Below are 24,275 nucleotides of genomic sequence, written 5' to 3' on the forward strand. Positions count from 1 at the left end.
GACGGGAACAGCGGTTTAGCCCGGCTGCCAGCCGCCCCCCAGGGCGCTGTACAGGCTGACCACCGCGTTCAGGCGCGCCAGACGGGCGTCCGACAGCGACTGCTCCAGCTGGAACACGCTGCGCTCGGCGTCCAGCACCTCCAGATAGCTGCTGTAGCCGGCGTCGTAACGCAGGCGCGCCAGGCGCAGTGCCTCGCGCATGGCCGCCAGCTGCTGGCCCTGGGCAGTTTCCGCCTCTTGCGAGGTACGCACGGCCGACAGCGCGTCCAGCGTATCGGCAAACGCCGACTGCACCGCCTTCTCGTAGGCCGCCAGCGCCTGTTTCTGGCGCGCGTTGGCCGCGTCTACGCCGGCGCTGATTTCGCCGTTGTTGAAGATGGGCGCCGCCAGGTTGGCCGCGTAGTTCCAGGTTTGTGCCGGGCCGGTAAACAGCTTGGACAGCTCGAAGCTGGCGCTGCCCAGGCCAGCCGACAGACCGATGCTGGGGAAGTAAGCCGCACGCGCCACGCCGATACGGGCGTTGGCGGCGACCAGCTGCGCCTCGGCTGCGGCCAGATCCGGGCGGCGCAGCAGCAGGTCGGACGGCAGGCCGGACGGCACCTGCGGCGGCACGGTCAGCGCCTCCAGCGTCTTGCCGCGGGCCACCGGCTGTACCAGCTCGCGCGGGTTGGTGCCGGTCAGCACCGCCAGCGCGTGCTCGGTTTGCGCCACGGCCTGGCGCAGGCGCGGCACCGCGGCACGGGCAGCGGCGGTTTCGGCTTCGGCCTGCTTCAGCTCCAGCTCGGAGGTCATGCCACCGTTAAAGCGCTTCTTGCGCAGGGTGAGGCTTTCCTCGCGGCCCTGCAGCGTGGCTTGTACCGCCGCCAGCTGCGCGTCGTAGCTCAGCAGCTGGAAGTAGGTGCTGGCCACCTGGGCGCTCAGCGACTGGCGTGCCGCGTCCAGCAGGCGCTGGCTTTGCGTCAGGTCGGCGTTGGCGGCCTCGCGCTTGCGGGCTTCCTTGCCCCACAGGTCCAGCTCCCAGCTGGCCGACAGGCCGCCGGTGTAGCTTTCACCCAGCGCGCCGGCCCCGCTGCTGTAGCGCGAGGTTTGCGCACGGGCGCCGGACAGGCTGGCGTTCACCTGCGGCAGCTGGCTGGCGCGTGCAGCGCCGGCAGCGGCGGCCGCTTCGTCCACGCGGGCCGCGGTTTGCTGCAGGTCGCGGTTGTATTGCTGGGCGTCGGCGATCAGGCGGTTCAGCGTGGCGTCGCCAAACTGGCGCCACCAGTGCGCGTCCACCTGCGCCTGCTCGCTGCCTTGCGGCAGCGCCAGACCGGGCCGCTGGTAATCGGGGCCAACGGCGCAAGCCGACAGCGCGGCCGCTACCAGCAGCGGCATCAAGGCTTGCTTAAGCGTCATGTTTTTCTCCTTTGGCGGCCTTGCCCTGCGACATCTGCATGATCAGTTTGAAGAACAGCGGGATGAACAGGGCGGCAATGAAGGTGGCCGCCAGCATGCCGCCGATCACGCCGGTACCGATGGCGTGGCGGCTGGCAGAACCGGCACCGCTGGAGATGGCCAGCGGTACACAACCCAGAATGAAGGCCAGCGAGGTCATCACGATGGGGCGGAAGCGCAGCTTGGCCGCGTCAATGGCGGCGTCGGCCAGACTCATGCCCTCTTCCATCTTGATCACGGCGAACTCGACGATCAGGATGGCGTTCTTCGCCGCCAGACCGATCAGCGTCACCAGCGCGACCTGGAAGTAGACGTCGTTAGCCAGACCGCGCAGCCAGGTGGCCAGCAGCGCGCCGAACACGGCAAACGGCACCGCGGTCAGCACGGCAAACGGAAGCGTCCAGCGTTCGTACTGCGCCGACAGGATCAGGAACACCATCAGCATGGCCACCACGAACACCATCGACGACGAACCGCCGGTGGATTTTTCCTGGAACGCCGAGCCGGTCCACGCCAGCGTGTAGCCGTCAGGCAGCACTTCCTTGGCCAGTTGCTCCATCGCGATCAGCGCCTCGCCCGAGCTGTAGCCCGGAGCCGGGCCGCCAACGAACTTGGCAGCCGGGAAGGCGTTGAAGCGATCAACCACTTCGGGGCCGGTACGCTGCTCGATAGTCACCAGGCTGGTCAGCGGAATCATCTGCCCGTTCTGACCACGCACGAACACGTTGCGCAGGTCTTCCACGCTGTCGCGGAAGTCGGCTTCCGACTGCAGCTGCACGGTGAAGATGCGGCCGAACTTGCTGAAGTCGTTGACGTACAGCGAGCCGAAGGTACTGCTCATCGCGTCGAACACGTCACCCACCGCCACGCCCAGCGCCTTGGCCTTGTCGCGGTCCAGCTGCACGTTCAGCTGCGGCACGTTGGCCGAGAACGTGGTCTGCACGCCAGCCAGTTCCGGACGCTTGGCAGCGGCCATCATCAGCTTCTGCGCCTGCTGCGCCAGTTCGGCACTGCTGGCACCGTTACGGCTTTGCAGGTAGGCCTCGAAACCGCCGGTAGACGACATGCCGGAGATCGGCGGCGGGTTGAACGCCAGGACCAGGCCTTCCGGCACCATCATGCCCTTCTGGAACACGTCGCCCACTACAGCTTGCGCCGACAGGTTGGGCGACTTGCGCTCGTCCCATGGCTTCAGCGTGATGAAGGTCACACCGGTGTTGCTGCGGTTGGTACCGGACAGGATGTCGAAGCCGGCAAAGCTCATCACATCTTTTACTGCCGGGTTGGCCGCAATCTGCTTGTCGAAGCGGTTCATCACGTCCTGGGTGCGGTTGATGGCCGCGCCGTCGGGCAGGATGGTGGCCGCGATGATGTAGCCCTGGTCTTCTTCCGGCGCCAGCGACGACGGAATCAGCTTGAACAGCCACACCGACGCGCCGATCAGCACGCCGAACATCACCAGCGCCAGCAGGCTGCGACGGATCAGGAACGATACGCCGTTGCCGTAGCTGGTGGTCATGCGGTCGAAGAAGCGGTTGAAGCCTTCAAAGAAGCGGTTGCTGTGCTGGTGCTCGGGTTTGAGCATCAGCGCGCACAGCGCCGGGGTCAGCGTCAGCGCCACGATGCCCGAGATGGTCACCGAGATGGCGATGGTGATGGCGAACTGCTTGTACATCTGGCCGGCAATACCGCCCAGGAACGCTACCGGGATGAACACCGAGCACAACACCAGCACGATGGCGACTACCGGGCCGCTCACTTCCTTCATCGCTTGCAGGGTAGCTTCGTACGGCGGTTTGCCTTCCTGCATCATGATGCGTTCGACGTTTTCCAGTACCACGATGGCGTCATCCACCACGATACCGATGGCCAGCACCATACCGAACAGCGTCAGCGTGTTGATGGAATAGCCGAACAGATACATGCCGGCGAAGGTGCCGACGATGGACACCGGCACCGCCAGGCCCGGAATCAGCGTGGCGCGCCAGTTCTGCAGGAACAGGTACACCACGGCAAACACCAGCACCATGGCTTCGGCCAGCGTGGAAATCACCTCGTTGATCGACACTTCCACAAAGCGGGTGGTGTCGTACGGGATGGCGTAGGACAGGCCCTGCGGGAAACGTGCGGCCAACTCGTCCATGCGCTGTTGTACCGCCTTGGCGGTGTCCAGCTGGTTGGCACCCGGTGCCAGGTTGATACCGATCGGGATGGTGGGGCGGCCGTTATGCAGGCCGGAGAAGTCGTACGACAGCGCGCCCAGCTCTACCCGTGCCACGTCCTTCAGGCGTACCTGCTGGCCACCGCTGCCGCTGCGCACGATGATGTTCTCGAACTCGGACACCTCGCTGAAACGGCCTTTGGTGGTAATGGTGTAGGTGAAGTCCGGCTTGGCGCCCGCGGTCGGCGTACCACCGATATTGCCGGCGGCAAACTGCGCGTTCTGCTCGCGGATGGCTTTCGCCACGTCACCCGGGGTGAGGTTCAGCTGCGACAGGCGATCCGGGCGCAGCCAGATACGCATGGCGTAATCCTGGCCGGCAAAGTTGGTCACCTGGCCCACGCCCGGGATACGCTTGAGCTCGTCCACCACGTTGAGCAGCGCGTAGTTGCTCATGAACAGGGTGTCGAAACGCTTATCCGGCGAGTACAGCGAAATCACCTGCAGGAAGGTAGCGGCCTGCTTGCGCACGTTGACGCCCTGGCGACGCACTTCTTCCGGCAGCGAGGACAGCGCCGACTGCACGCGGTTGTTGACGTTGATGGTGGCCTGGTCGGGGTTGGTACCGATCTTGAAGGTCACCGTTACCGTCAGACGGCCGTTACCCGAGCTGGTGGACTGCAGGTACAGCATGTCGTCCACGCCGTTGATGGCCTGCTCCAGCGGCGAGGCCACGGTATCGGCCACCACTTCGGCAGACGCGCCCGGGTAGTAGGCCGTCACCGCCACTGACGGCGGTACGATCTGCGGATATTGCTCCACCGGCAGCGCCCGCATGCCGAAGAAGCCGGCCAGCAGGATGATGATGGAGATCACGCTGGCAAAAATCGGCCGGCGTACGAAAAAGGCTGAAAACATGGTGTGTTTCCCCCTGGCTTAGCCGTTGGCCGGCGCGGATGCTGCCGGCTTGGCCGCCTGCGGTACCACCTTGGCACCCGGACGCAGCTTGATCAGGTTGTCCACGATCACCTGATCGCCCGGTTTCAGACCGTTTTCCACGATGAAGCCGGCAGGCGTAGCCTCACCCAGCTGCAGCGGACGCGGCTGGGCGGTGCCATCCTGGCCGACTACCCACACCATCTTGCCTTGCTGGCTGGACAGTACCGCCTGTTGCGGCACCACCAGCGCGCCCAGACGGGTGGCGCCTTTCAGTTGCACGCGCACGAACTGGCCCGGGCGCAGCTGCCCTTGCGGGTTGGCAAAGGTGGCACGGGCGGCGGCGGTACCGGTAGCCGGGTCCACCACGCGGTCGGCGTAGTCAATCACGCCTTCGCGGCCGTACTGGGTGCCATCAGGCAGCTTGACGCTGACGGTGTAGCGGTTACCCGCCGGCAGGCGCAGCTTGCCTTCGGCGGCCAACTTCTGCGCGCGCAGCACGTCGTTGTCGGACAGCGAGAACTTGACGTAGATCGGGTCCAGCTGCGAGATGCGGGTCAGCAGGCTGCCGTCGCCGGTTTGCACCAGGCTGCCTTCGGAACGCACTTCGGCGCTGGTTACGCCGCCGATCGGCGCGGTTACGCGGGTGTAGTCCAGGTTGATCTGCGCACTCTTCAGCGCGGCACGCGCCGCCGCCACCGAGGCCTTGGCGCTGGCCAGCGCCGCTACTGCGTCGTCACGGTCTTTCTGGCTGACGGCGTTTTCCTTGAACAGCGGAATCACGCGATCGTGGTCTTGCTGGGCACGAATCAGGCTGGCTTCCTGCAGCTTCAGCGCGGCGGCAGCCTGATCGACGGCTGCCTGGTACGGCGCGGCGTCGATCTGGAACAGCAAGTCGCCGGCTTTCACGCTGCTGCCTTCGGTGTAGGCACGCTTTTGCAGGATGCCGGACACACGGGCACGCACTTCCACTTCGCGCGAGCCGCTGGTCTGCGCCACGTATTCGGTAATCAGCGGCACGTCGGCCGCTTTCATGGTCTGCACCGACACCGGCATCGGCGGCATCTGGCCGCCGTGGCCGGCAGCCTGGTCGGCGCCACCCTTGCCGCAAGCGGCAAGCAGTACGGCCAGGGGCAGCAATACGGCAATAGAAGGTTTGGTGGGTATCACGGAAGACTCCTTGATAAGGAAATGATGCCTGCTGTCAGGCCGGTTTTTCGGATTGGGATGCGTGCTGGCATGGCCGGAACGAAAGCCATGCCGTGGCGATGTTCTGGCTTCAGTGTAGCCGCTGGCCTGCAGATGCAAGTGCCATGCGCAGGGTGGCTGGAGACCCCGACAACAGAAACTGCACACAAATTGCAACGGCATGTAGCGGATTTTGGTGCGATAATACATACATTCACGTATGTATGTAAACAAACAGTGCTGCAGGATGTGGCGTCTGCCGCTATCCTTACGCGCGCTTTGAAACCCCTTTTATCGACATGGCCAGAAAAACCCGCGAAGAAGCTGAACAAACCCGCCAGTTGCTGCTGGACACCGCTGAAAAGGTGTTCTGGGAGCAAGGCGTGGCCGCCACCTCGCTGACCGACATTGCGGCAGCGGCGGGGCTGACGCGTGGCGCCATCTACTGGCACTTTGCCAACAAGCTGGACCTGTTCAACGCGCTGTGCGACCGCATCATGCCGGCGCTGGAAATCATCAACGGCATTCTGCTCGACCAGCACTACAACCCGGCAGCCCGGCTGTGGCGCCATGTGCACGCCATGTTCGACCTGCTATACCACGACCAGCGCATGCGCCGCATCTGCGCCATCCACCACATCGGTTGCGAGCAAGTCGGCGAGATGGCGCCGCTGCTGCTGGAGCAACTGAGCTGGACCCAGGAAAAAGAAGCCCAACTGACAAGGGTGCTGGAAGAAGCCGGCAGTCAGGGACTACTGCGGCCGGGGATTGTTCCCGCCCTCGCCGCCATCGGCCTGCACTCGCTGTACGGTGGCCTGTGCCACAGCTGGATGATCGCCATTGATAACGACACCATCCACCGCCATCTATCTGCCATGTTAAGCCCTTATTTTGTCGGGATTTTCCGTGACGAATGCTGGCTACAGGACGCTGCACCCGCCGCCTGATTGGCGTATACTCCGCGCTTTCCGCTTTTATCCACACGCTCCGTTCATGACCCACGCGATCAGCATCGAGTCTGTCAGCAAGCGCTTTGGCAGCTTGCAGGCACTGGATGACATCAGCTTTACCGTAGAACAAGGCGAGTTCTTCGCCCTGCTCGGCCCCAACGGTGCCGGCAAGACCACCCTGATTTCGGCCATGGCCGGTTTGTCGCGCCCCGATAGCGGCCACATCCGCATCATGGGCCACGACACCGTCCGCGACGCCCGCAGCGCCCGCATGACGCTGGGCGTGGTGCCGCAGGAACTGGTATTCGACCCCTTTTTCAGCGTCCGCGAAGCCCTGGTGTTCCAGTCCGGCTATTTCGGTATCCGCCGCAACGACGCCTGGATCGACGAACTGCTGCACAAGCTGGGCCTCACCGACAAGGCAGGCACCAATATGCGCGCGCTGTCCGGCGGCATGAAGCGCCGCGTGATGGTGGCGCAGGCGCTGGTCCACCGCCCGCCGGTGATCGTGCTGGACGAACCTACCGCCGGCGTGGACGTGGAACTGCGCCAGAGCCTGTGGGCCTTCGTGCAGGAGCTGAACAACGCCGGCCATACCATCGTGCTGACCACCCACTATCTGGAAGAAGCCGAAACCCTGTGCAGCCGCATCGCCATGATGAAAAAAGGCAAGCTGCTGGCGCTGGAGAACAAAGACAAGCTGCTGGCCCATAGCGCCAGCCGCGAAATCTCGCTGAAGCTGGCCGGCGCGCTGCCTGCCAGCCTGCAGGCACTGAAAATCCGCGAAGCCGACGGCCGCCACGTGCTGCAACTGGCCGACATCACCCGCCTGGAAGACGTGTTGCGCGAGCTGAGGTTGGCCGCAGTCGAAGTGCGCGAGCTGTCGGTCCAGGAAACCGATCTGGAGCAGGTGTTCGTGAAAATGATGCATGGAGGGCGCGCCTGATGCACGGTTTCATGACGCTGTTCAAGAAAGAGATCCTGCGCTTCTGGAAGGTAGCCTTCCAGACCGTGATGGCACCAGTACTGACCGCCCTGCTGTACCAGCTGATTTTTTCGCACGTCCTGTCGCAGCACGTGGAAGCCTACCCCGGCGTCAGCTATACCGCGTTCCTCATTCCGGGGCTGGCGATGATGTCGATGGCACAGAACGCCTTTGCCAACAGCTCGTCCAGCCTGATCCAGAGCAAGATCACCGGCAACATCGTGTTCCTGCTGCTGCCACCGCTGACGGCGCTGGAATTCTTTGCCGCCTACCTGCTGGCCGCCGTGGTGCGGGGCGTGGTAGTGGGCGCCGGCGTGCTGGCGGTCACCAGCTGGTTCGGCCTGCCGCTACCGGCGCACCCGCTATGGGTGCTGGTCTTTGCCGTGTTCGGCTGTGGCGTTCTGGGTACACTGGGCATTGTGGCAGGCATCTGGGCTGATAAATTCGACCAGTTGGCCGCCTTCCAGAACTTTCTGATCATGCCGCTGACTTTCCTGTCGGGCGTGTTCTATTCCATTAACAGCCTGCCACCGCTGTGGAAAACCGTGTCCCACCTGAACCCGGTGTTCTACATGATCGACGGTTTCCGTTACGGCTTCTTCGGCCAGGGTGATGTCTCGCCGTGGCTGTCGCTGGCGGTGGTGGCCGGCAGTTTTGCGCTTCTGGCTGGCTGGTCCTTGCATTTGATCGCCAGTGGCTACAAATTGCGTCAGTAAGACGCTACGTTTCATTAAAGCATTCCTACAGGATTCCCCATGGTTAGTGCAGACTACATCCAGAACGTCATCACCGCGTCCCTGCCCTGTGAACACATCCAGGTACTGGGCGACGATGGCACCCACTTCGAAGCCGTGATCGTGAGCGCCGAGTTTTCCGGCCGCAACCGCGTGCAGCGCCACCAGCTGGTCTACAAGGCCCTGGGTGACCGCATGCGTGCCGAGATCCACGCACTGTCGATGAAGACCCTCAGCCCGGAAGAATGGGCACAGCAACAAGGCTAAAAACAACACCATGGAAAAACTGGTCATTCAGGGCGGCACCGGCCCGCTCAACGGCGAAATCCGCGTTTCCGGCGCCAAGAACGCCGCCCTGCCCATTTTGTGCGCCGGTCTGCTGACCGCCGACACCCTCAAGCTGACCAACGTGCCGATGCTGCGCGACGTGGCCACCACGCAGAAGCTGCTGCAAGGCATGGGCGTACGCGTGATGACCGACAACGTGCACGAAGTCGAAATCACCGCCGCCCAGCTGGATACCCTGGTGGCACCGTACGAGCTGGTGAAAACCATGCGCGCGTCCATTCTGGTGCTGGGCCCGATGCTGGCCCGCTACGGCGAAGCCACCGTGTCGCTGCCGGGTGGTTGCGCCATCGGCAGCCGTCCGGTGGACCAGCACATCAAGGGCCTGGTGGCGATGGGTGCCGAAATCTCCATCGAGCACGGCTACGTCAAGGCGCGCGCCAAGCGCCTGCGCGGCGCGCACATCGTGATGGACATGGTGACCGTCGGCGGTACCGAAAACCTGATGATGGCCGCGGCACTGGCCGAAGGCACCACCATCCTGGAAAACGCCGCTCGTGAACCGGAAGTAGTCGACCTGGCCCACTGCCTGGTGGCGATGGGTGCCAACATCCAGGGCATCGGCACCGACCGCATGGTGATCGAAGGCGTGGAACGCCTGCACGGCGCCCAGCACGCCATCATGCCGGACCGTATCGAAGCCGGCACCTTCCTGGTGGCCGCCGCCATGACCCGCGGCCACCTGGTGCTGCGTAACGCTGCGCCGCGTGCGATGGACGTGATCCTGGACAAGCTGGCCGAAACCGGCGCCGTGATCGAATGCGGTGACGACTGGATCTCGCTGGACATGAAGCGCCGCCCGAAAGCTGTCAACGTACGCACGCTGCCGCACCCGGCCTTCCCCACCGACATGCAAGCCCAGATGATGACGCTGAACGCCATCGCCGACGGCGCTGCCGTGATGACCGAAACCATCTTCGAAAACCGTTTCATGCACGTGCCGGAACTGAACCGCATGGGCGCCAACATTGAAGTGGAAGGCAACACTGCCATCGTCAAAGGCGTGGAAAAGCTGTCCGGTGCCACCGTGATGGCCACCGACCTGCGCGCCTCCGCCAGCCTGGTGCTGGCCGGCCTGGTGGCCGAAGGCGAAACCACCGTCGATCGCATCTACCATCTGGACCGCGGCTACGAGCACATCGAGGACAAACTGAACGCAGTGGGCGCCAACATTACGCGCGTCAACTAAGCACGCAGCAAACGCTGCTCCGCCTCACAACCCTGCTTGCTGCCAAGCAGGGTTTTTTGTTGCCCGCATCACCTTGCCCACCCACACACTCACCTTTCTTTTTTAAACATCACAGCTAAAAACAAGTATAAACAGGCATAAAAATCACAAAACAGGCTTTTTATGCAATTTAAATGCCAATAAAATTGATAAACATTGCCAGTCAGCCCGCGTCTTATTGATAATGTAAAAAATATTAAACAAGGATGCACCATGCCACACAGTATCAAGAGCAAACTGCTGATCGGTGCCGGCTTGCTGGTTTTTGTCGGCTTTGCCGCCATCATTGGCCTCAATAGCTGGCTCAGCCTGCAACAAGCCGAAAACCATGTTGTGCAACAAGCCCGCCTGCAAGCCGAAGACGAAGCCAAACGTCTGCGCATCCTGCTGGAGCGTAGCGCCACGGCCGCCGAAACGCTGGCCATAGCCATGCAATCGCTGCCGGGCAGCGGTGCCAGCGACCTGCGGCGCGTCGCCAGCCAGCAAACCCGGCAGCTTCTGGCACAGCACCCGGATGCAGTTGGCATCTTCACGCTGTGGGAACCCAATGCACTGGATGGCCGTGACGCCGAACTGGCCGGCAAACCGGAAAACGACGCCCAAGGCCGTGCCGGTGTGTACTGGTACCGCAAGGATGGCAAGGAAGACGCCGTCTGGGGCGCAGAAGACGTGGACGGTGACGCCTACTACGCCGACCCCAAGCGCAGCAGGGAAAGCGTGATGACCGAGCCGTACGAAGACCGCGACATCAAGGTGATGATGGCCACGCTATCGCACCCCATTCTGCTGGATGGCCGCTTTGCCGGCGTCGCCGGTATCGACCTGGGGTTGGGCAAGCTGCAAACACTCGCGGCACAAGTACGGCCCTATGGCGACGGCTACATGAGCATTTATTCCAACAGCGGCATGGTGCTGGGTACGGCGGACGCCAAGCTGGTCGGCAAGCGCGACCCGGGCCTCGACGCCGACACCCTGGCCGCCATCAAGGCCGGCAAAGCCTACGAGTACACCCGCGACGGCACGCTGAACCTGCTGCAGCCGGTACAGGTTGGCCGCAACGCCCAGCCCTGGGCGGTACGCATCGCCATTCCACTGGCTAGCGCGTTTGCCGAGACGCGCGCGGCCAGCTGGAAAACCGCCGGCCTGAGCCTGGCTGCGCTGGCGGTCATTCTGCTGGCACTGGGCCTGTTGCTAGGCAAGCTGATCTCGCCGCTGTCACGCCTGCAACACGCGCTGGCCGAGCTTTCCGGTGGCGATGGCGACCTTACCCGCCAGCTGCCTATCCACGGCCGTGACGAAATCGGCGCCTCGGCCACCGCCTTCAACCGTTTCAGCCAGTCGCTGCGGCAGATGCTGCTGGAAGTGCGCGAACGTACCGGCCAGGTGAACCAAGCGGTGGCCGCGCTGGCGACCGAAACCACCGACATCAGCCAGCATTCCAGCCAGCAGGCGCAAGCCGCCACCAGCACCGCCAGCGCAGTCGCACAGCTGTCGGGCAGCATCAGCCGCATTGCCGACGCCGCCAGCCAGGCCGAACAGGCGGCCCGCAGCGCCGGCGACGAAGCCGAACAAGTGGCACACAGCGTACACAGCACCGCCAGTGAAATCGGCCGCATTGCTGACACCATTCGTCGTATCGATGGCGTACTGGACGGGCTGGAAAGCCGCTCGGAACAGATCAGCAGCATCGTGCAGGTGATCAAGGACATTGCCGAACAAACCAATCTGCTGGCCCTGAATGCGGCCATCGAGGCCGCCCGTGCCGGCGAGGCCGGGCGCGGTTTTGCTGTAGTGGCCGACGAAGTACGCAAGCTGGCCGAGCGCACCGCGTCGGCCACGGTGGAAATTGCCGGCAGCATCCGCGAGGTGCAGGAAGCTACCGCCGGCGCCGCCGGCAGCATGGACGAAGCCATCCACCAGGTAGAAAACGGCGTGATGCTGGCCGAGCGCGCCGCCAGCTCGATCAGCCAGATCCGCGAGCACAACCTGGGCGTGCTGGCGACGGTGGGGCATATCGCCAGCGCCACCGCCGAGCAGTCCACCGCCAGTCGCGACATTGCCCGCCACATCGATGCCATCCACGGCATGACCGCCGACACCGACGCCTCGCTGCACCACGCCAACGGCGCGGTGGGCGACCTGCAACGACTGGCCGGCGAACTGCAAACGCTGCTGGCGCGCTTCAAGCTGTAAGCCTGGCCAAGATGCCGGCACGGAACGCCCTGCCCAAGTGGCAGGGCTTTTCATTGCGCGCACCCACCGCCCACGTTGGCCGCCAGCGCCGGCGCCAGGTAACAAAAAACCCTGCCGGCTTGCGCGGGCAGGGTTGTCATCAGCGATATGACGGGCCTAATGGCCGTCGAACGAGCACACGGTAAACAGCGGAATATCCAGGCCACGCATCAGGTCGCCGCCGCCCAGCTCGGGCAGCTCGATGATGCCGGCGGTTTCCACCACCTCGGCGCCCAGGCGCTGCAGCAGCTTGTAACCGGCCATCATGGTACCGCCAGTGGCGATCAGATCGTCGATCAGCACCACGCGGTCCCCCGGCTTCACCGCGTCGGTGTGCATTTCCACCGTGGCGTTGCCGTACTCCAGCTCGTACTCCTCGGCTACCGTAGTGAACGGCAGTTTGCCCTTCTTGCGGATGGGCACGAAACCCACGTTCAGCTCGTAGGCCAGCACCGAGCCGATGATGAAGCCGCGGGCATCCAGACCGGCCACCATGTCGATCTTCTCGCCCATATAGCGGTGCACGAAGATGTCGATCAGCATACGGAAGGTCTTGGGGTTCTGTAGCAGCGGGGTGATGTCGCGGAACATCACGCCTTCGCTCGGCCAGTTCGGCACGGTGCGGATCCAGCCCTTCAGGTAGCGCGAGTAGTCGAGGTTGCTCAGGTTTTCCATGCGTATTGCCTTAGTGGAAGAACGCCAGCTTCACGATCCACAGGCCGGCAATCACCAGTACCGCCGGTTTCAGGTCGGCAAAGCGGCCAGCCAGGATCTTGATCACGGCGTAGCTGATAAAGCCGAAGGCGATGCCGTCAGCAATGGAGAAGGTGAACGGCATGGCCACCGCCGTCATCACCGCCGGCGCGGACTCGGTCAGGTCGTCCCAGTTGATTTCAGCCAGGCCGCGGGTCATCAGCACGGCCACGTAGCACAGCGCCGGGGCGGTAGCGTAAGCCGGTACGGTCTTGGCCAGCGGCGAAATCCACAGGCAAGCCAGGAACAGGATGGCCACCACCAGCGCAGTCAGGCCGGTACGGCCACCCACGGCGGTGCCGGCAGCGGATTCAATGTAAGCCGTGGTGGACGAGGTGCCCATGGCGGCGCCGGCGGTAATGGCGACCGAGTCGGCCATCAGCGCGCGCTTCAGACGCGGCAGCTTGCCGTCTTTGTCCAGCAGGCCGGCACGGTGCGATACGCCTACCAGGGTGCCGGTGGTGTCGAACAGGTCAACAAAGAAGAACACGAAGATCACGCCCAGCAGGCCAGCGGTCATGGCGCCTTCCAGGTCCATCTTCATGAAGGTCGGTTCCATGCTCGGCACCGGCGCGAAGATGCCTTCAAACTTGGACAGGCCAAAGATGATGGACAGCGCGGTGACGGCCAGCACGCCGATAATGATGGAGCCGTGCACCTTGCGGTACTCCAGCGCCACGATGATGAAGAAGCCCAGGATAGCCAGCAGCACTTTCGGGTCGTGCAGGTCGCCCATGGTCACCAGCGTAGCCGGGTGGTCCACCACCACACCGGCGTTTTTCAGCGCGATGATGGCCAGGAACAGACCGACGCCGGCCGAAATGGCAAACTTCAGCGACTGCGGAATGGCGTTGACGATGGCTTCACGCACCTTGAACAAGCTAACAGCCAGGAACACGATGCCGGAGATGAACACGGCACCCAGCGCAGCTTCCCACGGCACGCCCATGCCTTTCACCACGGTAAAGGTGAAGTAGGCGTTCAGGCCCATGCCCGGTGCCAGCGCGATCGGGTAGTTGGCCACCAGCGCCATGATGGCGGTACCCAGCGCGGCGGCCAGGCAGGTTGCGACGAACACGGCGTTGAAATCCATGCCGGTAATCGACAGGATGGCCGGGTTGACGATGACGATGTAAGCCATCGTCAAGAACGTGGTAAAGCCGGCAATGACTTCGGTCTTGACGTCTGTGCCGTGTTCTTTCAGCTTGAAGAAGCTTTCTAGCATGATGACATGCCCTCCCCTCGTCTTTTTAGACGTAACTGTTTGAAAAACGCGCGATTTTAACCTGAAACATGCGTTTGTTGCGCTGCAGTTTATCGAGGGGGCACCCGGCTTAACCGCGACCCGGCCTTGTGGTATCCTGAAATATTGCTCAAGTTCGTTAGGAAGCGCTTACATGACGCCAGCCCAAGGCTCGATTTTCATCGTGGTTGCCCCTTCCGGCGCCGGCAAAACCTCGCTGGTAGCCGCCCTGCTGCAGGCCGAACCCGGGGTAGAGCTGTCGGTGTCGTACACCACCCGCGCCCCGCGTGAGGGTGAGGTAGACGGCAAGAGCTACCACTTTGTCGACCGTGCTGCCTTTGAAGGCATGATTGCCGCCGGCGACTTCCTGGAATACGCCGAGGTTTACGGCAACTACTACGGCACCAGCGCACGCTGGCTGCGCGAAAGGTTGGCCGCAGGCCGCGACATCCTGCTGGAAATCGACTGGCAAGGTGCGCGCCAGGTGCGCAAGGTCTTCGGCGACGCCGTGGCCGTGTTCATCCTGCCGCCGTCGCTGCCGGTGCTGGAGGCCCGCCTGCGTGGCCGCGCCACCGACAGCGAAGACGTCATCCAGCGCCGCCTGTCCGAGGCACGCATGGAGATCGACCAGGTAGCCGAGTACGACTACCTGATCGTCAACGACGACTTCGAACAGGCCCGCCTGGACCTGATCAGCGTGATCCGCAGCCAGCGCCTGCAAGCTGCCCGCCAGCTGCAGCGCCACGCCGACGCCATCGCCGGCATGCAAACGCCGCGCTAGGGCTTTATCCGGAACGCGCAATCCCTTATCTTTTTGCTTCACCCTTTCGTGAGAGACTCAAATCATGGCCCGTATCACTGTTGACGACTGCCTGGACCGCATCCACAACCGCTTCGACCTAACCCTGGCAGCCGCCTACCGCGCCCGCCAGGTGGCATCCGGCGCCACTACCTTCGTGGAGCAAGGCCGCAACAAGCCGACCGTCGTTGCCCTGCGCGAAATCGCCGGTGGCCACGTTGGCCGCGAAATCCTGACCCGCCACAAGGGCTGATCGCCACGATGACGCCAGAGAACGCCTCCCCCATCGACTACAACGCCCTCGTTGACGCCGAGGCCGAGGCGTTATTCGAAGCTGCGTCACGCTACCTGAAAGCCGAGGACATCCAGCTGCTGCGCCAGGCCTTCGTCACCGCGCGCGACGCGCACGAAGGCCAGACCCGCAAGAGCGGCGAGCCGTACATCACGCACCCGCTGGCAGTGGCCGGCATCCTCACCGAATGGCGGCTGGACGCCCAAGGCCTGGCAGCGGCGCTGATGCACGACGTGCTGGAAGACACCGGCGTCACCAAGCCCACGCTCACCGACCAGTTCGGACGCACCATTGCCGACCTAGTGGATGGCCTGTCCAAGCTGGAAAAGCTGGAATACCAGACCAAGGAAACCGCACAGGCGGAAAACTTCCGCAAGATGGTGCTGGCGATGGCGCGCGACATTCGCGTCATCATCGTCAAGCTGGCCGACCGGCTGCACAATATGCGCACGCTGGACGCCATGCGCGAAGACAAACGCCAACGCATCGCCCGCGAAACGCTGGAAATCTACGCCCCGATCGCCAACCGCATCGGCCTGAACAAGGTCTACCGCGAGCTGCAGGATCTGGCGTTCATGCACCTGCACCCGCACCGCTACCACGTGCTGTCCAAGGCGGTACGCGCCGCACGCGGCAACCGCCGTGAGGTAGTGGACAAGATCCTGAAAGCGGTCAGCCAGCGGCTGGTGGAATCCAATATCGAGGCCACCATCAAGGGGCGCGAGAAAAACCTGTACAGCATCTACAAGAAGATGCAGGAGAAAAGCCTGTCTTTCTCCGAAGTACTGGACATCTACGGCTTCCGCGTCATCGTCAAGGACAACCCCAGCTGTTACCTGGCGCTGGGCGCGCTGCACAGCCTGTACAAGCCCATTCCCGGCAAGTTCAAGGACTACATCGCCATCCCCAAGGGCAACGGCTACCAGAGCCTGCACACCACCCTGTTCGGCCCCTACGGCACGCCGGTGGAAATGCAGATCCGCACCCGCGAAATGAACGCGGTGGCCGAAGCCGGCATTGCCTCGCACTGGATGTACAAGTCCGGCCACGCCAGCATCGATGCCGCCAAGCAGCGCACCCACCAGTGGCTGCAGAGCCTGCTGGACATGCAAGCGGAAAGCGACGACGCGGTGGAATTCCTGGAACACATCAAGATCGACCTGTTCCCGGACGAGGTGTACGTGTTCACGCCCAAGGGCAAGATCATCGTGCTGCCGCATGGCGCCACCCCGGTGGACTTTGCCTACGCGGTACACACCGACGTGGGCCACCGCTGTATAGCGGCCCGCGTCAACCACAACCTGGTGCCGCTGCGCACCGTGCTGCGCAACGGCGACACCGTGGACATCATCACCTCCACGCAGACCAAACCGAACCCGTCGTGGCTGAACTTCGTGCAGAGCGGCCGTGCCCGCTCCGGCATCCGCAATTACCTGAAGTCGCTGCAAACGCAAGACGCCATCCAGCTGGGGCAGAAACTGCTGCGCCAGGCCGCCAGCGCGCTGTCGGCGTTCGAGCCGGAAATCACGCCCGAGCTGGAAGAAGCGCTGCTGACGCGGCTGGGCGAACGCAACCGCCGCTTCAGCGACATCCTGGCCGATATCGGCACCGGCAAGCAGTTGGCCGCCGTGGTGGCGCGCAAGCTGCTGGAGCTGTCCGGCCAGCAGGCACAGCAGGCGGCGCTGGGCCCGATTGCCATTCGCGGCAACGAAGGCGCAGCCATCCACCTGTCCAACTGTTGCAACCCGATCCCGGGCGATCAGATCGTCGGCATCGCCAAGAAAGACCAGGGCCTGCTGATCCACCGCAGCAGCTGCCACAACGTGCAGCGCGTCGAAACCGACAAGCTGCTGGAAGTACGCTGGGAAGCCCAAAAAGACCGCATGTTCGGCGTGAACATCAGCATTCTGGCGTTCAACCAGCGCGGCGCGCTGGCCGACATCGCCGCCGCCATCTCGCACGCCTCGGCCAATATCGAGACCGTGGACACCCAGGACAACCATAGCCAGGACGGCTACATCCACATCCATTTCCGCCTGCAGGTAGACAACCTGCAGCATCTGGAAAAGGTGCTGGCACAGGTACAGCAAGTGGAAGTCGTCCAGCGCGCAGAAAGACGCTAGCAGCATGCCAAGCATCCGCATCAACGGCGAAGAGCGCCGCCTCGACGCCGCCATCATCACCCTCGCCGCGCTGGTAACCGAACTGGGCCTCACCGGCAAGCGCATCGCCATCGAGCGCAACGGCGAAATCGTACCGCGTAGCCAGCACGCCAACACCCCGCTTGCAGAGGGTGACGAGCTGGAAATCGTCGTCGCCGTGGGCGGCGGCTAACTTAAGCAAGGGACCAAGCGTGCAAGACCCACTGATCATCGCCGGAAAATCCTACCAATCCCGCCTGCTGGTTGGCACCGGCAAGTACCGCGACTTCCAGCAAACCGCCGACGCGCTGGACGCCTCCGGCTGCGAGATTGTCACCGTGGCCATTCGCCGCGTGAACCTGGGACAGAACCCCAACGAGCCGAATCTGCTGGACTTTTTGCCGAAAAACCGGTATACACTGCTGCCCAACACGGCAGGCTGCTACACCGCAGACGACGCCGTGCGCACCCTGCGCCTCGCGCGCGAGCTGCTGGACGACCACCGTCTGGTCAAGCTGGAAGTGCTGGGTGACCCGCATACCTTGTACCCCAATGTACGCGACACACTCAAAGCCGCCGAAACCCTGGTGAAGGAAGGCTTTGACGTGATGGTCTACACCTCGGATGACCCCATCGTGGCGAAAGAGCTGGAACAGATCGGCTGCTGCGCCATCATGCCGCTGGCCAGCCTGATCGGCTCCGGCATGGGCATCCTGAACCCGTGGAACCTGCAGCTCATCATCGAGCAATCGAACGTACCCGTGCTGGTAGATGCCGGCGTGGGCACCGCCTCGGACGCCACCATCGGCATGGAGCTGGGTTGCGACGGGGTACTGATGAATACCGCCATTGCTGCCGCACAAGATCCTGTGCGGATGGCACTGGCCATGAAACTGGGCGTCCAGGCCGGTCGCGAAGCGTACCTGGCCGGGCGTATGCCTAAACGCTTTTATTCGGCGACACCGAGTTCGCCACGTGAGGGGGTGATTTCTTCCCGTTCAGGGTGATGCGCAGTGCACACAAATACCCGTTGCCACGCATCTGGCTTTTACAAAAGCTACAACGTTGTTTAGAATACTCATTTTTCTCGGGGCGGAAACGCCCCAAGCCAAAGAATCAAGGACCTCAGCTAAATGCCGACTATCCGCGTTAAAGAAAACGAGCCGTTCGAAGTAGCCATGCGTCGCTTCAAGCGCGCTATCGAAAAGACCGGTCTGCTGACCGAACTGCGTGCACGCGAATTCTACGAGAAGCCGACCGCAGAACGTAAGCGCAAAAAAGCTGCTGCCGTGAAGCGCCACTACAAGCGCATCCGCAGCCAGATGCTGCCGCCGAAGCTGTACTAAGCTTTCCGGTAGCACACACAAGACCGCAGGCCTGGCCTGCGGTTTTGCCATTTATGCGCTGGCTGCAGCAGCCGCTGCGGCCAACCCCACTCTTTCCAGCCTGGACACCATCATGAGCCTGAAAGCCCGCATCTCCGAAGACATGAAAAGCGCCATGAAAGCGCGCGAAACCGAACGCCTGGCCGCTATCCGCCTGCTGATGGCCGCCATCAAGCAGAAGGAAGTGGACGAGCGCGTAGAGCTGGACGATGCCGGCATCACCGCCGTGGTGGACAAGATGCTGAAACAGCGCCGCGACTCCATCACCCAGTACGAAGCCGCCAACCGCCAGGACCTGGCCGACAAGGAAAAGGCCGAAATGGCCGTGCTGACCGCCTACCTGCCGCAACAGCTTACCGCCGAAGAAATCGACGTGATGATTGACGGCGCCATCGCCGCCAGCGGCGCTGCCGGCATGCAGGACATGGGCAAAGTGATGGCGCTGCTGAAGCCGCACATGGCCGGCCGAGCCGACATGGGCGCGGTATCCGCCCGCATCAAGGCCAAACTGGCCGGCTAACCCAGCCGGATGATCCCGCAGGATTTCATCGACCAGCTACTGTCCCGCGTCGACATCGTCGACGTGGTGGACAGGTACGTCCCGCTGAAAAAGGCAGGCCAGAACTACATGGCCTGCTGCCCGTTCCACAAAGAAAAATCCCCGTCGTTCACGGTCAGCCCCAGCAAGCAGTTCTACCACTGCTTCGGCTGCGGCGCGCATGGCTCGGCCATCGGCTTTGTCATGGAATACCAGGGCCTGAACTTTGTCGAAGCGGTAAAGAACCTGGCCGAAGGCCTGGGCATGCAAGTGCCCGAAGAGCGTGCCGCCAACCCCGAAGCCAGCCGCGCCGCGCGTGAAAAGCAGCTGTCGCTGGAAGGCGCCCTCACCCAGGCCGCCACCTACTACAAGCAGCAGCTCAAAAGCGCCGTCAACGCCATCGGCTACCTGAAAGGCCGCGGCCTGACCGGCGAGATTGCCGCCCGTTTCGGCCTGGGCTACGCCCCCGGCGAATGGCAGAACCTGGCCAGCGTGGTCAGCGACTACCAAAGCCCGGCGCTGCTGGAATCCGGCCTGGTGATCGAAGCCGAAGACAGCGGCCGCCGCTACGACCGCTTCCGCGACCGCGTGATGTTCCCCATCCGCAACCAGCGCGGCGCCATCATCGGCTTTGGTGGCCGCGTCATCGGCAAGGGCGAACCCAAATACCTGAACTCGCCGGAAACCCCGCTGTTCGAAAAGGGCCGCGAGCTGTACGGCCTGTACGAAGCGCGCCAGGCCATCCGCAACGCCGGCTGCGTGCTGGTGGTGGAAGGCTATATGGACGTGGTGGCGCTGGCGCAATACGGCGTGGAATACGCGGTGGCCACGCTGGGCACCGCCACCACCGGCGAACACGTCCGCAAGCTGCTGCGCCACGCCGACCAGGTGTACTTCTGCTTCGACGGCGACAAGGCTGGCCGCAAGGCCGCCTGGCGCGCGCTGGAAAACAGCCTGCCGCAGCTGGTGGACGGCAAGGCGCTGCACTTCCTGTTCCTGCCGCAAGAGCACGACCCGGACAGCTACATCCGCGAGTTCGGCCGCGACGCATTCGAAGCCGCACTGCGCGAGCAGAGCATTCCGCTGTCGGCCTACTTCACCCGCGAGCTGACCGCCAGCGTCGATTTGTCCAGCCCGGAAGGCCGCGCCGAACTGATCAAGCAAGCCAAACCCTTGCTGGACCAGATAGCCGCCCCCATGTTGGGCTATATCATCAAGAAACGGCTGGCCGAGCTGACGCAGATGGACGTCGACGAGATCGACATGCTCACCGGCCAAGCGCGCCCGGAACGCAAAGGCCGCCGCGAGTACCGCCTGCCGCGTGACTCCAGCCGCCCGGCCAGCACGCCGATGGTGCGCAAGCAGATTCGTGATGTATTGATGAATCCTGACTGGGCACTAACAGTCCAGATACGTGAGAACCAGCAATACGAAGGCGAAATGGCCACTTTGGTAGCTATCATCGAATATATCCAGGCTAATGAGCAGCTTCCGAATATTGCCGTTCTTTCAGAATGTTTTCGACATACAGAGCATGAGCACGTCATCGACTCTGTTTTGCAAGACTCACAACTTAGAACAGAAGAGTTTTTCAGTGCTACCGACTTGGCGAAAAAAAACTTCATTCTAGGGTGTGACAAACTCATGGACCGCTACGACGACGAACTGGTCTCCACCCTCTCCAGCAAGGGGTACGAGCACCTCACTGCAGAAGAGCTACAGCTCCTGCGCACCCTGCTCACCCGCCGCATGCGGCCAACCTCAGGGTAGCGAGCTCGGTTAGTTACACGTAGCTGTGATATAATCAATTGTTTTTTTCGGCTTTTTTCGAGCAGGAAACCAAATGGCGGCATCTCCCGACACCAAGAAACAGAACAACGAACCGGCAACCGAGCCAATGAGCCTGGAAGAGCAGCGGAAACGCCTGCGCCAGCTGATTGCTCTGGGCAAGGAACGTGGCTATCTCACGTATGCAGAGATTAACGACCACCTGCCCGAAGACGTCTCCGACGCCGAACAGATCGAAAACATCGTCACCATGATCGGTGGCCTGGGCATCCAGGTGTACGATGAGGCACCCGATGCCGAAACCCTGCTGATGTCCGACGCCACCCCTGCCGTGGCCGACGAAGACGCAGTGGAAGAAGCCGAAGCCGCCCTCTCCAGCGTGGACTCCGAGTTCGGCCGCACCACCGACCCGGTGCGCATGTACATGCGCGAAATGGGTTCGGTAGAGCTGCTGACCCGTGAAGGCGAGATCGTCATCGCCAAGCGCATCGAGGAAGGCCTGAAGTTCATGATCCAGGCGCTGTCCGCCTGCCCGGGTTCCGTGGCAGAGGTACTGGCCCTGATCGACAAGGTAGAAGCCGGCGAACTGCGCATCGACGAAGTGATCGACGGCATGATCGACCCCGAAGCCGACACCGCCGAAGCCGCCGTGGAATTTGCCGAGCCGGTGGTAGAAGACACCGAGCTGGACGAAGAAGAAGACGAAGACGAAGAAGACGAAGCTGTCGACGAAGCCGCCGTCAGCGAAGCCAACCTCGAAGAGCTGAAGCAGGAAGCGCTGGCGCACTTCGCCCAGGTACGCGAGCAATACACCGCCCTGTTGGCCGCGCTGGAAAAGCACGGCTTTGGCAGCAAGCAGTACAACGAAGCCCAGGCCGCCATCACCGAGCTGTTCATGGGCGTGCGCTTCTCCACCCGCCAGATCGAAAGCCTGTGTGAAAGCCTGCGCGCCAGCGTGAACGGCATCCGCAAGCTGGAGCGCGAAATCCTGGACATCTGCGTTACCCGCGTGCGCATGGAACGCCAGTACTTCGTGAAAAACTTCCCGGGCAACGAGTGCAACCTGGCCTGGGTAGAAGGCGAAATCGCCAGCGGCAAAGACTGGTCCGACGTGCTGGGCCGCTTCAAGTACGCCATCATCGAGAAGCAGACCAAGATCGCCGACATGCAGCAGAAGTCCATGCTGAGCATCAACGATCTGAAAGAGATCAACCGCCAGATGTCGTCGGGTGAAACCAAAGCCCGTCTGGCCAAGCGCGAGATGATCGAGGCCAACCTGCGTCTGGTGATCTCCATTGCCAAAAAATACACCAACCGCGGCCTGCAGTTCCTCGACCTGATCCAGGAAGGCAACATCGGCCTGATGAAGGCGGTGGACAAGTTCGAATACCGTCGCGGCTACAAGTTCTCCACCTACGCCACGTGGTGGATCCGTCAAGCCATCACCCGCTCCATCGCGGACCAGGCGCGCACCATCCGTATTCCGGTGCACATGATCGAAACCATCAACAAGATGAATCGCATCAGCCGCCAGATCCTGCAGGAAACCGGCCGCGAGCCGGACCCGGCCGAACTGGCCGAAAAGATGGAGATGCCGGAAGACAAGATCCGCAAGATCATGAAGATTTCCAAAGAGCCCATCTCGATGGAAACCCCGATCGGCGACGACGACGACAGCCACCTGGGCGACTTCATCGAAGACTCGGTAACCGTAGCCCCGGCCGAAGCCGCCATGTACGCCAGCCTGCGCGACGCCACCAAAGAAGTACTGGACTCGCTAACCCCGCGCGAAGCCAAGGTCCTGCGCATGCGTTTCGGTATCGACATGAACACCGACCACACGCTGGAAGAAGTGGGCAAGCAGTTCGACGTTACCCGCGAGCGTATCCGTCAGATCGAGGCCAAAGCGCTGCGCAAGCTGCGCCACCCCACCCGTTCCGAGCGCCTGCGCAGCTTCCTCGATAACGAACCGGGTAACCAATAAAGCATTTATTTGCTATAATTGACGCCCTCTAGGGCCTCTAGCTCATGCCTGGTTAGAGCAGCGGACTCATAATCCGTTGGTGCCGGGTTCGACTCCCGGGGGGCCCACCAAAGAAAACAAGGACTTGCAGCATATGCTGCAAGTCCTTTTTCTTTGCGCAATAAACTTGTAGGGCTATTGTAGGGGTTGGCTATCCTTTATATCGACGCCCTGCCCCCTGAATGACCTGTACCTCATCAGGGCCAGAAAGAATGGCTGGTGCCACTTGGCGCTTGTGATCAACGGCGGCCCCCTCGAGCTGCGGTGCTGGCAAGTCCAAAACGACCAAGTCGGCGCTGGAACACGCGCTGATCAACCACCTTGGCTGCCTGGGCCGGGTACCGCAACGCTTCCTGCTGCGCAGCGACAACGGCTTGGTATTTACCAGCCGCAGCTACACCGCGCTGGTGAAAAGCTACGGCCTTCAGCAAGAGTTCATCACGCCGTACACGCCGGAGCAGAACGGCATGGTGGAGCAGGTGATCCGCACATTGAAAGAGCAGTGCGCACATCGGCACCACTTTGAACGCCTGGCGCACGCTAGCCGGGTGATTGCAGACTGGATCGGGTTCTACAACGACCGACGCTAGGATTAGGACTGGGGCATTCATGAGCTAGCAAGAGCGCATCAGTCACGAACCTGATCGGCACAAAACTTCTGTGATACGGCACAGCTGCGTTGTAGCTACTGAGTAGCAAGAACGCAGATGATGCTTTGTAAAATACATCAAAAACTGCTTGGACCCCACCATACGTCGTGAACAAAGCCAGTCAACAAAGCAGAAGCATATCAAGCGTGATGCATACAGAAACGCATTTAGATGCAAATGAAACCATGCAAGCAGGCATGCGGCTGAGGGCCACGATGTTTGAGATCGTTACGGCAGTGGCGGAAGCCGTAACTACCTCTTGCAGCAGCGCTGGCCCCGGCAGGTGGGATTGCTGGCAGTTTCCACACCAGGCTTCTGGAGTAGGACATTTCCATCAATCACTTTTCGGCGTCATGCCGATACCAAAGCCCTGCTCTTGGGGAGGATCCTACATTGTGAATCGCCCCAGCTTCTCTAGACACTCTTGAGCCGTTGGAAATACTGCTTCTCGTACTCTACCGGTGACAGCC

At 62.4% G+C, this 24,275-nt stretch carries 21 protein-coding genes and 1 tRNA gene; 17 read left to right on the forward strand and 5 right to left on the reverse strand.

The features are described from left to right. Nucleotides 1–15: 15 nt before the first annotated feature. Genes FLQ03_RS01525 through FLQ03_RS01535 form a run of 3 tightly spaced genes read right to left on the reverse strand, consistent with a single transcriptional unit; the run spans nucleotide 16 to nucleotide 5,701 of the window. Nucleotides 16–1,395: an efflux transporter outer membrane subunit gene (locus FLQ03_RS01525; RefSeq protein WP_144373715.1), complete on the reverse strand. Its 1,380-nt coding sequence runs from the start codon at nucleotides 1,393–1,395 to the stop codon at nucleotides 16–18. After that, entirely contained in the window at nucleotides 1,385–4,513 is a 3,129-nt protein-coding gene (locus tag FLQ03_RS01530; protein WP_144373716.1) for an efflux RND transporter permease subunit, read from the reverse strand. The genes FLQ03_RS01525 and FLQ03_RS01530 overlap by 11 nt, the downstream gene beginning before the upstream one ends. An 18-nt stretch (nucleotides 4,514–4,531) precedes the next feature. Further along, nucleotides 4,532–5,701 (reverse strand): efflux RND transporter periplasmic adaptor subunit, encoded by a 1,170-nt coding sequence (locus tag FLQ03_RS01535; protein ID WP_144373717.1) that lies wholly within the window; start codon nucleotides 5,699–5,701, stop codon nucleotides 4,532–4,534. Between the two features lie 317 nt (nucleotides 5,702–6,018). Here FLQ03_RS01535 and FLQ03_RS01540 point away from each other — a divergent pair, with 317 nt between their 5' ends. From FLQ03_RS01540 to FLQ03_RS01565, 6 genes are all read left to right on the forward strand, one after another. Beyond that, nucleotides 6,019–6,666 (forward strand): TetR family transcriptional regulator, encoded by a 648-nt coding sequence (locus FLQ03_RS01540; protein ID WP_144373718.1) that lies wholly within the window; start codon nucleotides 6,019–6,021, stop codon nucleotides 6,664–6,666. A gap of 46 nt (nucleotides 6,667–6,712) precedes the next feature. After that, entirely contained in the window at nucleotides 6,713–7,615 is a 903-nt protein-coding gene (locus tag FLQ03_RS01545) for an ABC transporter ATP-binding protein (protein WP_144373719.1), read from the forward strand. After that, nucleotides 7,615–8,370 carry an ABC transporter permease gene (locus tag FLQ03_RS01550; RefSeq protein ID WP_144373720.1) on the forward strand — a complete coding sequence of 252 codons (756 nt, stop codon included), beginning with the start codon at nucleotides 7,615–7,617 and terminating at the stop codon, nucleotides 8,368–8,370. Before FLQ03_RS01545 ends, FLQ03_RS01550 begins: the two co-directional genes overlap by 1 nt. Nucleotides 8,371–8,409: 39 nt before the next feature. After that, on the forward strand, nucleotides 8,410–8,655 hold the full coding sequence (locus FLQ03_RS01555; RefSeq protein WP_144373721.1) for a BolA family protein: 246 nt from the start codon (nucleotides 8,410–8,412) through the stop codon (nucleotides 8,653–8,655). A 10-nt stretch (nucleotides 8,656–8,665) separates the two neighbouring features. Then, nucleotides 8,666–9,922: a UDP-N-acetylglucosamine 1-carboxyvinyltransferase gene (gene murA, locus FLQ03_RS01560; RefSeq protein ID WP_144373722.1), complete on the forward strand. Its 1,257-nt coding sequence runs from the start codon at nucleotides 8,666–8,668 to the stop codon at nucleotides 9,920–9,922. Nucleotides 9,923–10,174: 252 nt separating this feature from the next. Beyond that, a complete protein-coding gene (locus FLQ03_RS01565) occupies nucleotides 10,175–12,154 on the forward strand; it encodes a methyl-accepting chemotaxis protein (RefSeq protein WP_144373723.1) in 1,980 nt (659 codons plus the stop codon). Between the two features lie 156 nt (nucleotides 12,155–12,310). Here FLQ03_RS01565 and FLQ03_RS01570 read toward each other — a convergent pair whose 3' ends face one another. Further along, nucleotides 12,311–12,868 carry an adenine phosphoribosyltransferase gene (locus FLQ03_RS01570; RefSeq protein ID WP_144373724.1) on the reverse strand — a complete coding sequence of 186 codons (558 nt, stop codon included), beginning with the start codon at nucleotides 12,866–12,868 and terminating at the stop codon, nucleotides 12,311–12,313. Nucleotides 12,869–12,878: 10 nt separating this feature from the next. Then, nucleotides 12,879–14,171, reverse strand: a complete 1,293-nt coding sequence (locus FLQ03_RS01575) for an NCS2 family permease (RefSeq protein ID WP_144373725.1) — start codon at nucleotides 14,169–14,171, stop codon at nucleotides 12,879–12,881. A 172-nt stretch (nucleotides 14,172–14,343) separates the two neighbouring features. On the opposite strand from FLQ03_RS01575, the gene gmk reads away from it, so the two are divergent. The 11 genes from gmk to FLQ03_RS01630 all read left to right on the forward strand — a co-directional run bounded on the left by gmk (nucleotide 14,344) and on the right by FLQ03_RS01630 (nucleotide 23,745). Continuing rightward, on the forward strand, nucleotides 14,344–14,970 hold the full coding sequence (gmk, locus tag FLQ03_RS01580; protein ID WP_144373726.1) for a guanylate kinase: 627 nt from the start codon (nucleotides 14,344–14,346) through the stop codon (nucleotides 14,968–14,970). 64 nt (nucleotides 14,971–15,034) lie between these two features. Continuing rightward, nucleotides 15,035–15,241, forward strand: a complete 207-nt coding sequence (rpoZ, locus tag FLQ03_RS01585) for a DNA-directed RNA polymerase subunit omega (RefSeq protein ID WP_144373727.1) — start codon at nucleotides 15,035–15,037, stop codon at nucleotides 15,239–15,241. A gap of 8 nt (nucleotides 15,242–15,249) precedes the next feature. Further along, the gene (locus FLQ03_RS01590) at nucleotides 15,250–17,403 is read left to right on the forward strand and encodes a RelA/SpoT family protein (RefSeq protein WP_144373728.1); all 2,154 of its coding nucleotides are present in this window, start codon (nucleotides 15,250–15,252) and stop codon (nucleotides 17,401–17,403) included. Between the two features lie 4 nt (nucleotides 17,404–17,407). Next, nucleotides 17,408–17,614 carry a sulfur carrier protein ThiS gene (gene thiS, locus FLQ03_RS01595; RefSeq protein ID WP_144373729.1) on the forward strand — a complete coding sequence of 69 codons (207 nt, stop codon included), beginning with the start codon at nucleotides 17,408–17,410 and terminating at the stop codon, nucleotides 17,612–17,614. Nucleotides 17,615–17,633: 19 nt separating this feature from the next. Next, on the forward strand, nucleotides 17,634–18,428 hold the full coding sequence (locus FLQ03_RS01600; protein ID WP_144373730.1) for a thiazole synthase: 795 nt from the start codon (nucleotides 17,634–17,636) through the stop codon (nucleotides 18,426–18,428). Nucleotides 18,429–18,554: 126 nt separating this feature from the next. Beyond that, the gene (gene rpsU, locus FLQ03_RS01605) at nucleotides 18,555–18,767 is read left to right on the forward strand and encodes a 30S ribosomal protein S21 (RefSeq protein ID WP_144373731.1); all 213 of its coding nucleotides are present in this window, start codon (nucleotides 18,555–18,557) and stop codon (nucleotides 18,765–18,767) included. 112 nt (nucleotides 18,768–18,879) lie between these two features. Further along, a complete protein-coding gene (locus FLQ03_RS01610; protein WP_144373732.1) occupies nucleotides 18,880–19,326 on the forward strand; it encodes a GatB/YqeY domain-containing protein in 447 nt (148 codons plus the stop codon). A 9-nt stretch (nucleotides 19,327–19,335) separates the two neighbouring features. After that, a complete protein-coding gene (dnaG, locus tag FLQ03_RS01615; protein ID WP_144373733.1) occupies nucleotides 19,336–21,114 on the forward strand; it encodes a DNA primase in 1,779 nt (592 codons plus the stop codon). A gap of 73 nt (nucleotides 21,115–21,187) precedes the next feature. Beyond that, on the forward strand, nucleotides 21,188–23,116 hold the full coding sequence (rpoD, locus tag FLQ03_RS01620; protein ID WP_144373734.1) for an RNA polymerase sigma factor RpoD: 1,929 nt from the start codon (nucleotides 21,188–21,190) through the stop codon (nucleotides 23,114–23,116). Nucleotides 23,117–23,147: 31 nt separating this feature from the next. Further along, nucleotides 23,148–23,226: transfer RNA gene (locus FLQ03_RS01625), tRNA-Ile, on the forward strand. Between the two features lie 303 nt (nucleotides 23,227–23,529). After that, nucleotides 23,530–23,745 carry an integrase core domain-containing protein gene (locus tag FLQ03_RS01630; RefSeq protein ID WP_240802175.1) on the forward strand — a complete coding sequence of 72 codons (216 nt, stop codon included), beginning with the start codon at nucleotides 23,530–23,532 and terminating at the stop codon, nucleotides 23,743–23,745. Nucleotides 23,746–24,275: the final 530 nt, after the last annotated feature.

It is taken from the genome of Vogesella urethralis (genome assembly GCF_007644045.2).
GTDB lineage: Bacteria > Pseudomonadota > Gammaproteobacteria > Burkholderiales > Chromobacteriaceae > Vogesella > Vogesella urethralis.

Excerpts from the sequence above, each read along its gene's own strand:
- rpoD (WP_144373734.1), top strand. The coding sequence starts at position 21,188 with ATGGCGGCATCTCCCGACACCAAGAAACAGAACAACGAACCGGCAACC.
- dnaG (WP_144373733.1), top strand. The coding sequence starts at position 19,336 with ATGATCCCGCAGGATTTCATCGACCAGCTACTGTCCCGCGTCGACATC.
- FLQ03_RS01575 (WP_144373725.1), bottom strand. The coding sequence starts at position 14,171 with ATGCTAGAAAGCTTCTTCAAGCTGAAAGAACACGGCACAGACGTCAAG.
- rpoZ (WP_144373727.1), top strand. The coding sequence starts at position 15,035 with ATGGCCCGTATCACTGTTGACGACTGCCTGGACCGCATCCACAACCGC.
- FLQ03_RS01565 (WP_144373723.1), top strand. The coding sequence starts at position 10,175 with ATGCCACACAGTATCAAGAGCAAACTGCTGATCGGTGCCGGCTTGCTG.
- FLQ03_RS01550 (WP_144373720.1), top strand. The coding sequence starts at position 7,615 with ATGCACGGTTTCATGACGCTGTTCAAGAAAGAGATCCTGCGCTTCTGG.
- FLQ03_RS01555 (WP_144373721.1), top strand. The coding sequence starts at position 8,410 with ATGGTTAGTGCAGACTACATCCAGAACGTCATCACCGCGTCCCTGCCC.
- FLQ03_RS01530 (WP_144373716.1), bottom strand. The coding sequence starts at position 4,513 with ATGTTTTCAGCCTTTTTCGTACGCCGGCCGATTTTTGCCAGCGTGATC.
- thiS (WP_144373729.1), top strand. The coding sequence starts at position 17,408 with ATGCCAAGCATCCGCATCAACGGCGAAGAGCGCCGCCTCGACGCCGCC.
- rpsU (WP_144373731.1), top strand. The coding sequence starts at position 18,555 with ATGCCGACTATCCGCGTTAAAGAAAACGAGCCGTTCGAAGTAGCCATG.
- FLQ03_RS01570 (WP_144373724.1), bottom strand. The coding sequence starts at position 12,868 with ATGGAAAACCTGAGCAACCTCGACTACTCGCGCTACCTGAAGGGCTGG.
- FLQ03_RS01590 (WP_144373728.1), top strand. The coding sequence starts at position 15,250 with ATGACGCCAGAGAACGCCTCCCCCATCGACTACAACGCCCTCGTTGAC.
- FLQ03_RS01540 (WP_144373718.1), top strand. The coding sequence starts at position 6,019 with ATGGCCAGAAAAACCCGCGAAGAAGCTGAACAAACCCGCCAGTTGCTG.
- gmk (WP_144373726.1), top strand. The coding sequence starts at position 14,344 with ATGACGCCAGCCCAAGGCTCGATTTTCATCGTGGTTGCCCCTTCCGGC.
- FLQ03_RS01545 (WP_144373719.1), top strand. The coding sequence starts at position 6,713 with ATGACCCACGCGATCAGCATCGAGTCTGTCAGCAAGCGCTTTGGCAGC.
- FLQ03_RS01610 (WP_144373732.1), top strand. The coding sequence starts at position 18,880 with ATGAGCCTGAAAGCCCGCATCTCCGAAGACATGAAAAGCGCCATGAAA.
- FLQ03_RS01525 (WP_144373715.1), bottom strand. The coding sequence starts at position 1,395 with ATGACGCTTAAGCAAGCCTTGATGCCGCTGCTGGTAGCGGCCGCGCTG.
- murA (WP_144373722.1), top strand. The coding sequence starts at position 8,666 with ATGGAAAAACTGGTCATTCAGGGCGGCACCGGCCCGCTCAACGGCGAA.